13 protein-coding genes are annotated in these 14614 nt (G+C 41.8%); 8 read left to right on the forward strand and 5 right to left on the reverse strand.

Annotation, left to right across the window (positions count from 1 at the left end):
• Positions 1 to 74: 74 nt before the first annotated feature.
• From rlmKL to rmf, 6 genes are all read left to right on the forward strand, one after another.
• Complete coding sequence (gene rlmKL, locus H0913_RS06920; RefSeq protein ID WP_181478301.1) at positions 75 to 2183, forward strand: bifunctional 23S rRNA (guanine(2069)-N(7))-methyltransferase RlmK/23S rRNA (guanine(2445)-N(2))-methyltransferase RlmL; 2109 nt, start codon at positions 75 to 77, stop codon at positions 2181 to 2183.
• A 12-nt stretch (positions 2184 to 2195) separates the two neighbouring features.
• Positions 2196 to 4103, forward strand: a complete 1908-nt coding sequence (locus H0913_RS06925) for an ABC transporter ATP-binding protein (RefSeq protein WP_181478303.1) — start codon at positions 2196 to 2198, stop codon at positions 4101 to 4103.
• 34 nt (positions 4104 to 4137) lie between these two features.
• On the forward strand, positions 4138 to 5412 hold the full coding sequence (gene pqiA, locus H0913_RS06930) for a membrane integrity-associated transporter subunit PqiA (RefSeq protein ID WP_154604228.1): 1275 nt from the start codon (positions 4138 to 4140) through the stop codon (positions 5410 to 5412).
• Positions 5409 to 7058: an intermembrane transport protein PqiB gene (pqiB, locus tag H0913_RS06935; RefSeq protein ID WP_181478305.1), complete on the forward strand. Its 1650-nt coding sequence runs from the start codon at positions 5409 to 5411 to the stop codon at positions 7056 to 7058. The genes pqiA and pqiB overlap by 4 nt, the downstream gene beginning before the upstream one ends.
• Positions 7058 to 7612: a membrane integrity-associated transporter subunit PqiC gene (gene pqiC, locus H0913_RS06940; protein ID WP_154639106.1), complete on the forward strand. Its 555-nt coding sequence runs from the start codon at positions 7058 to 7060 to the stop codon at positions 7610 to 7612. The genes pqiB and pqiC overlap by 1 nt, the downstream gene beginning before the upstream one ends.
• Positions 7613 to 7922: 310 nt before the next feature.
• Entirely contained in the window at positions 7923 to 8093 is a 171-nt protein-coding gene (gene rmf, locus H0913_RS06945; RefSeq protein WP_036951696.1) for a ribosome modulation factor, read from the forward strand.
• Positions 8094 to 8216: 123 nt separating this feature from the next.
• On the opposite strand, the gene fabA is transcribed toward rmf, so the two are convergent.
• The 3 genes from fabA to H0913_RS06960 form a co-directional block, all read right to left on the reverse strand.
• Entirely contained in the window at positions 8217 to 8735 is a 519-nt protein-coding gene (fabA, locus tag H0913_RS06950; RefSeq protein ID WP_036951692.1) for a bifunctional 3-hydroxydecanoyl-ACP dehydratase/trans-2-decenoyl-ACP isomerase, read from the reverse strand.
• Positions 8736 to 8831: 96 nt separating this feature from the next.
• Entirely contained in the window at positions 8832 to 10568 is a 1737-nt protein-coding gene (locus tag H0913_RS06955; protein ID WP_181478307.1) for an AAA family ATPase, read from the reverse strand.
• A 197-nt stretch (positions 10569 to 10765) separates the two neighbouring features.
• Positions 10766 to 10942, reverse strand: coding sequence for a GhoT/OrtT family toxin (locus tag H0913_RS06960; protein WP_071992149.1), 177 nt, complete (start codon positions 10940 to 10942; stop codon positions 10766 to 10768).
• A gap of 172 nt (positions 10943 to 11114) precedes the next feature.
• On the opposite strand from H0913_RS06960, the gene matP reads away from it, so the two are divergent.
• On the forward strand, positions 11115 to 11576 hold the full coding sequence (gene matP, locus H0913_RS06965) for a macrodomain Ter protein MatP (protein WP_154604226.1): 462 nt from the start codon (positions 11115 to 11117) through the stop codon (positions 11574 to 11576).
• Positions 11577 to 11693: 117 nt separating this feature from the next.
• On the opposite strand, the gene ompA is transcribed toward matP, so the two are convergent.
• Both ompA and sulA read right to left on the reverse strand, forming a co-directional pair.
• Positions 11694 to 12755, reverse strand: a complete 1062-nt coding sequence (gene ompA, locus H0913_RS06970; protein WP_154639107.1) for a porin OmpA — start codon at positions 12753 to 12755, stop codon at positions 11694 to 11696.
• Positions 12756 to 13110: 355 nt separating this feature from the next.
• Complete coding sequence (sulA, locus tag H0913_RS06975; RefSeq protein WP_181478309.1) at positions 13111 to 13677, reverse strand: SOS-induced cell division inhibitor SulA; 567 nt, start codon at positions 13675 to 13677, stop codon at positions 13111 to 13113.
• Positions 13678 to 13945: 268 nt separating this feature from the next.
• On the opposite strand from sulA, the gene H0913_RS06980 reads away from it, so the two are divergent.
• Positions 13946 to 14548 (forward strand): TfoX/Sxy family DNA transformation protein, encoded by a 603-nt coding sequence (locus H0913_RS06980; protein ID WP_181478311.1) that lies wholly within the window; start codon positions 13946 to 13948, stop codon positions 14546 to 14548.
• Positions 14549 to 14614: the final 66 nt, after the last annotated feature.

Below are 14614 nucleotides of genomic sequence, written 5' to 3' on the forward strand. Positions count from 1 at the left end.
AGCAACTTTATGACAAGTGCATGAGATTAGCTATAATGCGCAACAATTTTTCATCGAAATCGGTAATAAATACTATGAATTTTCTGTTTGCCAGCACAGCTCGAGGCCTGGAAGAACTACTGAAAACTGAATTGGAAGCGCTAGGCGCTAGCCAGTGCAAAGTGGCACAAGGGGGCGTCTATTTTCAGGCTGATGACCGTGTGATGTATCAAAGTCTGCTGTGGAGTCGACTGGCATCCCGTATTTTATTACCGCTGAATGATTTTGATGTCTATAGTGACCTTGATTTATATCTGGGTGTCCAAGCGATTGATTGGTCTGAAATCTTCGATGTGAATGACACATTTGTAGTGCATTTCACGGGAACCAACGAAGAGATCCGTAATAGCCAATACGGTGCATTAAAAGTGAAAGATGCCATCGTCGACAGCTTTGTGCGTAAGTTAGACCAACGCCCGAATGTTGCTCGCCAAGAAGCCGATATTCGCATTAACGTTTACCTAAATAAAGAACGCGCAAGCGTGGCACTGGACTTGAGTGGTGATTCACTGCACATTCGTGGCTATCGCGATTTAGCGGGTCAAGCACCACTAAAAGAGACATTAGCGGCAGCAATTATTGGCCGTTCGGGCTGGCAGAAAAATACCCCGATGGTCGACCCTATGTGTGGTTCAGGGACTCTATTAATTGAAGCGGCAATGATTGCAGCGGATAGAGCGCCGGGCTTGTATCGCCAGCATTGGGGATTCAATGCATGGTTGAAACATAACCCTGAATTATGGCGTGAAGTTGTTACTGAAGCTCAGGTACGTTTCCGTCAAGGCTTGAAAGATACCACTTCCCGCTTCTATGGTTTTGATATTGATAAGCGTGTGCTGGATATGGCGCGTGCCAATGCTCGTCGTGCAGGATTGCAAGATTTAATCACTTTCAATCATGGTGATGCTGCGGCGCTGGAAAACCCAGTCAAAACGGATATCAAGGGAACCATTATCAGTAACCCGCCATACGGCGAACGTCTAGAAAGTGAACCGGCATTAATCGCATTACATAGCCAATTTGGTCGTATTGTTAAAGCACGTTTCCCAGGCTGGCGTTTATCGATTTTCAGCGCATCTCCTGAATTATTAAGTTGCTTACAATTACGTTCTGAACGTGAATTTAAAGCGAAAAATGGTCCATTAGATTGCGTACAGAAAAACTATCAGTTAGCGGAAACGCCATCAGAAACCATTGCGGAGATTTCCCCAGATTTTGCTAACCGTTTACGTAAAAATCAGAAGAAATTGGCGAAATGGGCGAAGCAGCAAGGTGTCGATTGCTACCGTCTGTATGATGCGGATTTACCTGAATACAATGTGGCCGTGGATATTTATGGCGACAAAGTGGTTATTCAAGAATATGCACCGCCAAAAACCGTTGATGAGCGAAAAGCGCGTCAGCGCTTGTTCGATGTGATCACCGCGACAATGAATGTCCTTGAGTTAACGTCGAATCAATTAGTACTGAAAACCCGTCAGCGTCAAAAGGGTAAACAACAGTACGAAAAATTAGCGCAGAAAGATGATTTCTTCTTAGTGAATGAATATAACGCTAAATTGTTAGTTAACTTAACTGACTATCTGGATACTGGGTTATTCCTCGACCACCGTATTGCTCGCCGCATGTTAGGTGAAATGAGCCGTGGTAAGGACTTCCTAAACCTCTTTTGCTACACCGGTACTGCCACCGTCCATGCAGGGCTTGGTGGTGCGAAGAGCACAACCTCTGTAGATATGTCTCGTACCTATTTAGAGTGGGCAGAGAAGAACCTGCAAGCCAACCAGCTTACAGGTCGTCAGCACCGTCTAATGCAAGCGGATTGTTTGAATTGGTTAGCCAATACCGATGAGCAATTTGACTTGATTTTCATCGATCCACCGACGTTCTCAAACTCGAAACGCATGGATGGAACCTTTGACGTTCAACGTGACCATGTGCAATTAATCACCCATTTGAAACGCATGCTGCGTCGTGGTGGAACCGTGATGTTCTCCAACAACAAGCGCGGATTCAAAATGGATCTCGAAGCACTGACTGAACTTGGTTTAAAAGCACAAGAAATCACCGTTAAGACACTGTCAGAAGACTTCGCACGTAACCGTCAAATTCACAACTGCTGGTTAATTAGCCACGCAGAGTAAGGAACAGAATTAATGGCTTTAATTAATTTATCGGGCGCATACCTCGCGTTTAGTGATGCGCCGCTGTTAGACAATACTGAAATTCATATTGAAGATAATGAACGTGTCTGTTTAGTGGGTCGCAACGGGGCAGGGAAATCGACCTTGATGCGTGTCTTGACGAAAGAGCAGCCACTGGATGATGGTTCATTAACTTATGAACAAGATTTGATTGTTGCTCGCTTACAGCAAGATCCGCCGCGTAATGTAGAAGGCACTATTTTTGACTTTGTGGCAGAAGGTGTTGCTGAACAAGCACAATATTTAAAAGATTATCACCACGTTGCTAAGCTAGTGGAATCTGATCCAAGCGAGAAAAACTTAAATAAGCTGGCAGATCTTCAAGAAGTTCTGGATAACTTAAATCTCTGGTTATTAGACTCGCGTATTAACGATGTCCTGAAGAAACTGGGCTTACCAGCAGATGCAGAGTTATCTTCATTATCTGGTGGTTGGTTACGTAAAGCGGCATTAGGACGTGCTTTGGTCAGCAATCCTCGCGTGCTGTTCTTAGATGAGCCGACGAACCACTTGGATATTGAAACCATTTTATGGTTAGAAACCTTTTTGAAAGATTTCCAAGGTAGCATCGTCTTTATTTCCCATGACCGTTCTTTCATTCGTAATATGGCGACCCGTATTATCGATTTAGACCGCGGTCAGCTCGCTTCTTGGCCGGGTAATTATGATGATTATCTGATCAATAAAGAAGAAGCGCTGCGTGTTGAAGAGATGCAAAATGCGGAGTTTGATCGCAAATTAGCACAGGAAGAAGCCTGGATCCGACAAGGGATCAAAGCGCGCCGTACCCGTAATGAAGGGCGTGTTCGTGCGCTGAAAGCATTACGAGTAGAACGCTCAGAGCGTCGTGAAGTGATGGGTACTGCTCGTATGCAAGTGGGCGAAGCCGCGCGTTCCGGCAAAATTGTATTTGAGTTAGAAAACGTTAATTATCAAGTTGATAATAAAGTTTTAGTGAAGGATTTCTCTGCGCAAGTGATGCGTGGCGATAAAATTGCATTGGTGGGACCTAACGGTTGTGGTAAAACCACACTGTTACGTTTAATGCTCGGTGATTTGCAAGCAGATAGTGGACGCGTTCACTGTGGGACTAAACTTGAAGTTGCATATTTCGACCAGCACCGCGCTGCACTTGACCCAGACAAAACCGTGATGGATAACCTTGCGGAAGGTAAGCAAGAGGTCATGGTTAATGGTAAACCTCGTCATGTACTGGGTTACCTGCAAGACTTCATGTTCCCGCCAAAACGCGCGATGACGCCTGTAAGAGCGTTATCCGGTGGTGAACGTAACCGCTTATTATTGGCGCGTTTGTTCTTAAAACCAAGTAACTTACTGATCCTCGATGAACCAACCAACGACCTCGATGTTGAAACATTGGAGTTACTGGAAGAGCTGGTGGATGGGTATCAAGGTACCGTTTTACTAGTTAGCCATGATAGGGAATTTGTGGATAACAGCGTAACAGAATGCTGGATTTTCGAAGGTAACGGCGAAATTAACCGCTTTGTAGGTGGCTATAAAGATGCTCAGCAGCAAAGAGCACAAACCGTACGTCTGAAATCGGAGCAAACCAGTAAAGTAGCTGCGTCAGAAAAAGAGGCTAAGCCAAAAGAAGCCCCTAAACGTGCAAATAAACTTAGCTATAATTTATTGCGTGAATTAGAGCAATTACCGGCGAAATTAGAGCAACTTGAAGGGGAAATTGAAACTCTTCAAACACAAATTGGCGATGCAGATTTCTTTAATCAGCCACATGATGTGACTGAGCAAGCATTGACTGCACTTGCCGTTAAAGAACAAGAGTTAGAACAGGCGTTTGATCGTTGGCAGGAGCTAGAGCTGTTGAAAAACGGTTGATATGACGGCTTGAATCAAAAGGAGAGAAAACACCTTGTGTTCTCATGAGCCCCATGAACATGTGCTCTGTCCACAGTGCGACATGATGGTTGCTGTTCCTGAATTGGAACAAGGTAGTAAAGCCACATGTCCGCGTTGTGAAACAACACTCATATCCAAATGGCGTTATCCTTACAGGCAACCCGCAGCATATGCATTTAGTGCATTGATTATGTTGGTGATTGCCTGTCTTTTCCCATTTGTAAAAATGAGTGCAGCAGGCATTGAAAATGAAATCTCCATGTTTCAAATCATCGAGATTATTATGGGGACGCGTTACAGCGGCTTAGCGCTGTTTTTTCTCCTCTTTTCTTTGATTATCCCCGCGTTTTGCATGGTGACTATCATCTTGTTAGGACTACGGGTTCACCTTCCCAAATCAATAAAAGTGCTTATAACCCGAATTCTCTTTCAGATGAAATCGTGGTGTATGGCGGAGATTTTTTTGGCGGGGGTATTAGTTAGTTTTGTTAAGTTAATTGCTTATGGTGATATTGGCATTGGGATGAGTTTTCTCCCTTATTGTGCATTTTGTATGATGCAAGTGCGAGCGTTTCAGTGCCTAGATCGACATTGGTTATGGAACCGAATTGAAGAGGCGCCCAAACTCAATAAGTCGCTGATTGTTGGGCAAACAGGGATTAGCCAAGATGTGCGTTTATGTTTAGTTTGTACGGCAATTTTGCCAGCAGACCAACATGAATGTCCGCGTTGCCATGCCCATGGTAGCGTACGTAAAAAGCAAAGTTTGCAGTGGACTTTGGCATTATTGTTAACTTCTATTTTGCTTTATATTCCCGCAAACGTTCTGCCAGTGATGACAACAAATGCGATAGGCAGTGAGCTACCATCAACAATTATGGATGGGGTTATTCTTCTCTGGGAAGATGGTTCATTCCCTGTCGCTATGATTATTTTTATTGCCAGTATTATGGTGCCTTCCTTAAAAATGATTGGTATAGCGTGGCTATGCCTCGACTCTAAAGGGTTTGGTAACCGTGATCCTCATCGAATGCATTTTATTTATGAGCTGGTGGAGTATGTTGGTCGCTGGTCAATGATCGACGTGTTTGTGATTACCATTTTGACTGCACTGGTTCAAATGGGGCAACTGATGAGCATCGTACCGGCTCAAGGGGTGATATTCTTCGGTGTAGTGGTGATTTTAACGATGTTTGCCGCTATGACATTTGATCCTCGCTTAACATGGGATCGTTGTGAAAAGAGAGATGCAGTTAAGACTGTTGAACAAGAAGGAGCCGCAGGGTGACAGATCAAGAAACACCACAGGCCAATGCTAAAGTGAGTAAGTTAAAGAGCTGGTCACCGGTTTGGGTGATCCCGATTGTGACTCTACTCATCGGTGCTTGGATCATGTTTTACCATTTCAGCCATCAAGGCCCAGAAGTGACGCTAATCACTTACAGTGCGGAAGGGGTTGAAGCAGGTAAAACCAAAATTAAAAGTCGTAGCGTGGATATTGGGGTGGTTGAAAGCGTCACCCTCGATGCTAATTTTAGCCGCGTGATTATTAAAGCGCGCTTGAATCCTGAAATGGAAGGCTTACTACGCTCGGATTCTGCCTTTTGGATAGTGAAACCCACGATTGGCCGTGATGGGGTAACAGGGCTAGGTACTCTGTTATCCGGGGCTTATATTGAATTACAACCGGGCGTGGCTAAAAAAGAACACTTTGAATTCACGCTATTAGATACTCCACCTTTAGCCTCGCCAGATGCCAAAGGTAAACGCATTATTTTAACCAGTGACAAAGCTGGGCAGTTAAATGCTGGCGACCCTGTATTATTCCGTGGTTATCGTGTTGGCTCCGTTGAAACCAGTAATTTTGATATGGATAAACGCGATATGCGTTATCAGCTATTTATTAACGCGCCATATGACAAGCTGATCAGCACAAATGTGCGTTTCTGGAAAGATAGCGGTATTGCATTTGATATGTCCTCTCAAGGCGTCCACGTTTCCATGGGGTCAGTGGCGACATTATTGACTGGCGGTGTGAGTTTTGATGTCCCTGAGGGCTGGGTACCAGGTGAAGGTGTAAAAGAGAATGCAGAATTTGAACTTTTTGATAATCCTACCAGCATTCAAGATTCTCTATATACCAAATATCAAGATTTTGTGCTGTTCTTCTCTGACTCTGTGCGCGGTTTACAGCCGGGGGCACCAGTCGAATTCCGCGGCATTCGCTTAGGTACAGTGGCACAAGTGCCATTCTATACAGCGGGTCTGGATCAATCACTGGATAATAACTTCCGCATTCCTGTTCTTATTCATATCGAACCAGAGCGTTTTTCTAAGGATGTCGGTAAAGACTTTAACTTGAAAAATGAACTGAATCTGGCGATGAAAAATGGGTTAAGAGCCTCGTTAAAATCCGGTAATTTATTAACGGGTGCACTGTATATCGACCTCGACTTTATTCCAGATGTACCAGAGTATAAAGGCCCTTATGTGATTGCAGGCTATAAAATTATTCCAACACACAGTGGTGGTTTAGCGCAGATCCAACAGAAAGTGATCGCCGTGCTGGATAAAATCAACAATATGCCAATTGAGCCTATGTTAAAGCAAACAACTCAAACATTGGCTGAAGGTCAAAAACTGGTTCAAGAAGCGAATGTGATGTTCACGCAGTTGAATAAGTTGTTGTCGAGCAAAGAGTTCCAAAACTTGCCGACTGATATGCAAAAATCACTGCAAGAGATGAACAAAACCATGCAAGGCTTCCAACCGGGCTCACCAGCTTATAATAAGATGGTTGATGATATGCAGCGTTTAGATCAAGTACTGCGTGAAGTACAACCACTACTGCGTACGCTGAATAATAAGAGCAATGCACTTGTATTTGAAGCTGAGCCAAGTAAGGACGTTGTGCCTAAAGGAGTGAAAAAATAATGAGATATCTATTAGCCATAGGCGTTTTTTTACTGGCGGCTTGTAGTAGCAGCCCAGAGAAAATGTACTATCAATTACCTATGAAGGCCCCTGAAGTTCAATCTGTGGCCGTGATGGATAAAGGCCAAATCTGGCTGCAGCGTATTACGCTGGCGGATGTGCTGACATCAAACGGGATCACTTATCAAACGTCCGATGTGGCTTATTCAAACGCAAGTGCGCATTTATGGGCTAGTCCGTTAGAGCAGCAATTGGGGCAATCAATGGTGCGTGAGCTATCTTCTGCGTTGCCAGATAGATTTATCTCTTTACAACCTTTGCAGAACTCACCTGAAACGTTAGATATCACTCTAACGGCATTTAACGGTCGTTATGATGGGAAAGTGTTAGTGCAGGGATTTTGGACATTGATGCGTGGCGACAAAGTTGTACGCCGCAACTTTGATATCCAATTAGAACAGCAAGAAGATGGTTATCCTGAATTAGTCAGAACATTAGCGAGTGGTTGGCAAAAAGTGGCGGCAGATATTGCCCAAGAGATAAGCAAACCATAATTTGATAATGATTTTGTTGTGAAATGAATGCACTACCGTAAAACGTAGTGCATTTTTTTGTTATTTTACAATTCAAAAAGAGGATATTAAAAAACTTAATTAACTGATAAATAATGAATTTATTTTTAATCATTTGAATATCAGTAGGTTGTGATTATCTCGAAATGTAGGTCACATTTATCATAATTATGACAATAATATGAAATTCTTTACTTGCATTTCTTATGGACGGGCGTTATTTGTATAGTGTATCTATTAACAAAAATAGATGCTGTTTTCTTTTCCATTTAAATGATGAGGGAAGTAAGGCATGAAAAGACAGAAGCGAGACCGTTTAGAAAGAGCGTTATCCAGAGGTTATCAAGCAGGTTTAACTGGACGTTCCAAAGAGTTATGTCCTTATCAGGCTGTAGATGCCCGTTCGCATTGGCTAGGTGGTTGGCGAAAAGCGATGGAGGACAGAGCGGCAGTAGCCGTTTAATTGGTCATTCACGAGGATAATTAGATTAACTAGCGGAAATTATTCAACGCATAATTTAATATAATCCCCAAAAAATTAGAAACCTCCGCATTTGCGGAGGTTTGCATTTAAGGCAAGCCGCGATTAGAACGCGCTTGTATCCTTAAATAAGCCGACTTTCAGGTCTGTTGCAGCATAAATCAGTTTGCCGTCTACCAGTACTTCACCATCCGCTAATCCCATAATTAACTTACGGTTAATCACGCGCTTAAAATTAATACGGTAAGTGACTTTTTTTGCAGTCGGTAATACTTGTCCAGTGAATTTCACTTCACCAACACCTAACGCTCGACCTTTACCTTCGCCGCCTAACCAGCCGAGGTAAAAACCAACCAGTTGCCACATAGCATCAAGGCCTAAGCAACCAGGCATAACAGGGTCATTCGTGAAGTGGCAACCAAAGAACCATAAATCTGGATTGATATCCAGTTCAGCTTCAACGTAGCCTTTATCAAATGTACCGCCATCTTCGGTCATTTTGATGATGCGATCCATCATCAACATATTACCTGATGGCAATGGAGGACCATTTTCCCCAAATAATTCGCCTCTTCCAGAAGCCTCTAAATCTTCTTTCGTATAGGATTCGCGTTTATCAACCATGATCTTCAGATAGCCTTTATTATGTGTAGGTCAACAGAATAGCTTACACTTGTACGCTGAACAACTCCGATCAGCAAATATTTACTCAATCTTTACTTAGCCCATCCACTTTAAAAACCAAGGTAATCTAGACTTATCCGGTGAATTTGCTTGGTTTATGCGTTCTTGAATTAAAGCTAACAAGTGTACGTTATCACCTTCTACTTGTTGTTCAAAGTAAGGTTGTTTCGTTAGGATAGAAATTGCTTGAGCAACGTGTTCGACAGGCCAAATATGGAATTTCTCTTCTTTGACTGCCTCGATAACTTCTTGTTTCAAACATAGATGGCGCACATTAGACATTGGGATGATGACACCTTGATTACCTGTGAGCTCACGCTTATCGCAGATATCAAAAAATCCTTCAATCTTTTCGTTAACGCCGCCAATAGGTTGAACATAGCCAAATTGGTCAACAGCGCCAGTGACGGCAATTTGTTGGTCGATAGGCTGCAATGATAATGCGCTAATTAAGGCACACAGTTCAGCTAATGATGCGCTATCACCATCAACTTCACCATAAGACTGTTCAAATACAATAGAGGCAGAGAAGGGCTGCGGCTGCTCTAATTTTAATTCATAGTTAAGGTAGGCTTGCATAATCATCATGCCTTTTGCATGAATATTGCCACCTAATTCTGCCTTGCGCTCGACGTCAGTAAACTCACCATCGCCCAGATGTGCTACGCAGGTGATCCGTGATGGTTCACCAATTGCGTCAGGGTAGCCAGGATACTGTAAGACGGATAGCCCGTTAATTTGCCCGACAACTTCCCCTTCAGTTTTAATCAAAACTTGCTCTTGCAGAATGTCGTCTTGATTACGCTCAACAAGGAAAGAATGGCGCCATAAACGATTTTCTTCGGCTTGAGAGAATGATTCTGCCGTTAAATGACCTTCGTTAGCGTATTGAGCTGCATTGCTTAATTTGCGAGTTAACCAATTAATATCAAGAGGTAAATTGTATTTATCTTCGCAACAACGTGTCGCTTGCAAAATAAACTCAGGCCAGCCGTCCGCCGCAATTTCTGGTAGCTGATTACTGTTAACAATGAATTTAATGAAATTCATCCATAAGCTTAATTGTTCTTCGTCTTCGAAAAACATGAGAGGCTCATATTCTGCATATATTGAACAATCAAACAGCTCAGGAGCTGCAAATTCAAATTCTTCTAATATGAGTCTATCACCGACAACAATCACTTTAAGTTCAAGCGGCTGAGGCTCAATTTCAATTGGTAGTGTTTGATTTTCACTATGTGGCAGCCACTCTAATTGACGGCGAGTCACCATATTTTTTAGACGTGTCCACATTAATGGCTGAGTGACCAACGCAGTTGCAGAAATAATGAGGACTCCACCGTTAATTTGGTGTAGTAAACCTGGGACTAAATTTTGATTTGGCGTGATATAGCCAAACAGCTGTTCGGGTTCAATCCAGTGGCGGTAAGCAATTTTTTCATGTGAGGAAAAACGACCGGTAACATCGTTTTGCCACTGATATCGTTGCTTATCTTCAGATAATTGATAATCACCATTGATAGATTGGGTTTTATCCAATAGCGGGGTGATAGTGTCAGTAAATAGCTTGAGATACTCTTCACTTTCGTCAGACTTGATGAACATAAAGCGCGTTTGAGCATATTCACGAATGAAATGCTGCATCCCATCGAATAATCTTGGTTGAATATCAGCCAGTGTTGATGGAGTCAACGTCGCTGAAGAGACAAATTTTGTCTGAAAAGACGATAAGTTAGGAGTTAGGCCTTGCCATGTTAATTCTTGACTGATCACTATAATTATCTGCTATTAGTATGGTTATCAATAAATGCCTGCCAATCAGCAGGTCGCATGTGCCTGAGTTTATTTCTGTACCGTCTGTTTTATATACAATTTCAGGCTAATTTATTACCTTAAAATATCTTCGGCTTAAGAGTGTTATATTAGCCTCTGAGCGCTAATCTTGCAGCAATATTTGTCGAAATATCGAGTTAGAATAAAGAAAACATGAGGGCAACGGGTAAACTCAGTGGCCATGTAAAGCCAATCAGAAGCGCGCTCAATAATCTCATGCAAAAACTAGGATCTTTGGTTACTAGCAGGGCGAATAACGCTGAACATACTCCTCCAATCCCATAGATAAGAAGTATGTGTTCAAAAGTGGACATGCGATTTTAGTGGTTTGTTAACGTGTGGATGCGAATTGTACACTATTTTTTTATTTACTGTTATTTTCTTTGTGTTAATCAATAGATAATCGATTAAATAAAATCCACCTTGAGCATTTTTCCTATATTATTGCTAATATAATGATAGGTACGATTTTCTTCGGGAAAAAATATGAAATATCAGCAACTTGAAAATCTTGAATGTGGCTGGAAATGGGAATATCTAGTCAATAAAGCGAGAAGCGGGGAGCCTATTACCCGATATATAGAAAGAAGTGCGGAGCAAGAGGCAATTGAGCAGTTGTTAAAGCTGGAAAATACGCCAGTGGATGTATTGAAGTGGATTGCAGATCATATGTCCCCTCAATTGGATAACCGTATGAAACAGAGTATTCGTGCGCGTCGCAAACGACACTTTAATGCTGAGCATCCACATACTCGGAAAAAGTCGATCGATTTAAATTATTCGGTTTGGCAACGACTATCTAATTTGGCAGTAAAACGGAATAAAACTTTATCAGAGACAATTATTCAGCTAATTGAAGATGCGGAACATAAAGATAAGTATGAGAGCCAAATGAGCTTATTGAAGCATGATCTTCAAGCGATCTTAGGTAAGTCGGAGAAAGAGTAACGATCTTTAGTTGACCAAATAGAAGATTGTGACGATCTTTCTTTCTGAGGATGAAAAAAAGCCCCAATAAATTGGGGCTTTTTATGTTCAGTTCGAAATTCAAACTAGGGCTATAAATTAAGCGCCTGGTTGAGTTACAACTTCAGTTGTACCTTGGATTTCGATTTCAACGCGACGGTCTGGCGCTAAACACTCGATCAGAGCTGCACGGCCTTTAACTGCGTCACATTTGTTACCAGTTACTGGATCTTCTTTACCACGACCTTCAGCAGCGATTGCGCTTGCTGGAACGCCTTTAGATACTAAGTAGTCTACTACTGACTGAGCACGTTTTTGTGACAGTGGCAGGTTGTAGTTTTGTGAACCGATACGGTCTGTGAAACCAACTACCAGCACGCGACCTTGAGTTGGGTCGATATTGCTCAGTTCGTTGTACAGTTCGTTCAGTGCTTGCTGACCTTCTGGTTTCAGAGTTGCTTTGTTGAAGTTAAACAGAACGTCTGAACGCAGAGTGAAGCGTTTGTTTTCAACAACTGGAGCTGCTGGCTCAGCAACTACTGCTGGAGCAACAACTGGAGCTGCTTCTTGACCGAAACGGTATGCAAGACCAACGCTCAGCATGCCGTTGTCTGGGCTAACACCGATGTTGTCTTTGTCACCCATGCGGCTAACCCACTGGTAGTCTAAACGAGTAGCTAATTCTGGAGTGATAGCATACTCAAGACCCAGTGCGTAAACTGGAGAAACGCCAGTGTCAGTTTCTTTACCAAGAGCGTTAACTTTAGCTTCTGTACGGTAAACCATACCACCCAGACGAGTATAAACGTCTAAGTCTTCCATGATTGGATAGCTCAGTTTAGTAGTCAGAGAAACACCCATTGAAGAAACGCTACCTGGGTTTTCACCTTTGTACTTCATTTTACCAAACCAGTCGTAGCCCATTTCGAAGCCCATGTACTGGTTGTATTGGTAACCTGCGTACAGACCCGCACCTAATTGGTCACGAGTTTTTTTGCCAGTACCAACGGTCTCATCGTTGCTATCAGTAAATTTAGCGTGCTCGTAGTGAGACCAACCTAATTTACCACCAGTGTACCAAGTGTTATCTTTTGGAGCTGCTTGTGCAACAGTTGCAAACGCTGCCACTGCTACTGCTACCGCGATAGCTGTCTTTTTCATTTTTACGCCTCGTTATCATCCAATATTGGCTTGGCTTCGTGAGCCTTATTATTTGCCATTGGTTCAATTTAATTGCTAGGTTCAGCTGACATTATCCACAAAAATTTACGAAAAGTAAAAAAATAATGTCATAAGCTTAACAGGCTAAAGTCTACAACGAACTCCAAAAGATACAAGTATGGTAAGCAATAAAGGTTAAAAAAAGTCTTTTTTTGCTGTTGAAATCAGAGAGATAAATATATTACTCATTTTGTTGTTAATAAAGGTATCCAATTGATTTTAAAGTGTTTAAGTGTTTTTTATTTATAATTATCTTTATGAATGTAAAATTTCGTAAGAAAAATCTTATTATTGTTTAGTGAATGTTATTGGAGCGAATCTTTAAAAGGTTTTGATGTCTAATATCCGCTGAGCTTGTATTATATGTTTTTTCTGGCCTCATAATGAATCCCATCGAATGACCTGCTTCTGCTGCATTTTGTAAAAGAACAAAATCTTGCTCGTTTATTTCTGGCAACCATCCTAATACGACACTGTAATTACCACTTCTTAATGCTTTTTCCATAGCATCAATGGTCGTAATTGAATTAACTTGGTTAAGTTGCATAATTTTATTAACGGGTAAACCGGCTTGTTCTAACCAGTGTTTACTCAGTTTTTTATCTGGGCTCAGCCATAATAACCAGCGTGATTGAATACCGAATTGGCGCAACATGGGTAGCAAGATGTAATCCATAATTGGATGTTGTTCGTTATAAACTAACTCACTCACCATACCTTGCTGCATTAAGCTATTTGCAAAACTCATCGTTGGGGTTGCATCGCTTAAATTGCGATGCGTAAGACGGTCATGCGTGAAGCTATCATTAGTAAAATGATTAAGAGAATGTGTTGTTGCGCTATTCCAAGTAGAAATACTCATAATTCACCTCGCTACAATTTTACATGTAGAACAATGTTTCATGGAGACAAGTGCTGTATGAACATACAGTAACTGTATATTTATACAATATCAAGGCTATTTTTACAAAGCGCTTCGCAACTTTGTGGTTTTTATGCGAGTTATACTTGGCATTTTTAACTGAAACTTTAAAATCAATTAAGCATAATTATATGTAAAAACAGTTGTTTTTTTATTGCTTGAGCTTCAAGGACGATTGTATTTTTTTTATTCATAAGGAGATGGAAAAGTGTCATTACAAAATGAAAGAAGTTCCCTTTTACAGCAAATTTTGGGTCAGTTTGGTGCACTGAAAAAGAAAAACCACTTTGGTGGATATTGCTTGTGTATTGATAATGCACTTGTGGGACTGGTACTGGATGGGCAATTTTATGTTCGTGGATGCCTATTTTCTCGTAGTTATTTTGAATCAGTTGGGTTTGAGCGGTTGGTATACAGTAAAAGAGGCATCCCGTTAGAGATGCGCTACTACCAACTTCCGGAAGAGGCTTGGTGTGACCCATTAATATTGAGTCACATCATTGAATTAGCGTACCGTTCAGCCATGGAAGAAACTCAACAAAGAGAGTCGGCGGCGGTACGCATCAAGGACTTGCCAAATATGAATATGGCAATGGAGAGGGCACTTGGGAAGATTGGAATTTTCCATGCAGAAGATCTCATTATGATAGGTGCTAAAGCGTGCTTCTTGAAACTAAAACAGCATGGGAAGCTGATACCAAGTGTAAAACAGTTGATTGGATTGGCTGCGGCTATCGAGGGTTGCCATAGTGAAGTATTACCTTCTCGAACTCGGCAGGAGCTCATTAACTGGTTTAACAGTATGAATTAATTTTTTATTCTTTCAAATCAGCGGGCATGGCCATTTATAGGTTTTAATGCCCGCTCATCAGTTTAT

The sequence above is a fragment of the Providencia rettgeri genome, from assembly GCF_013702265.1.
Taxonomy (GTDB): Bacteria; Pseudomonadota; Gammaproteobacteria; order Enterobacterales; family Enterobacteriaceae; genus Providencia; species Providencia zhijiangensis.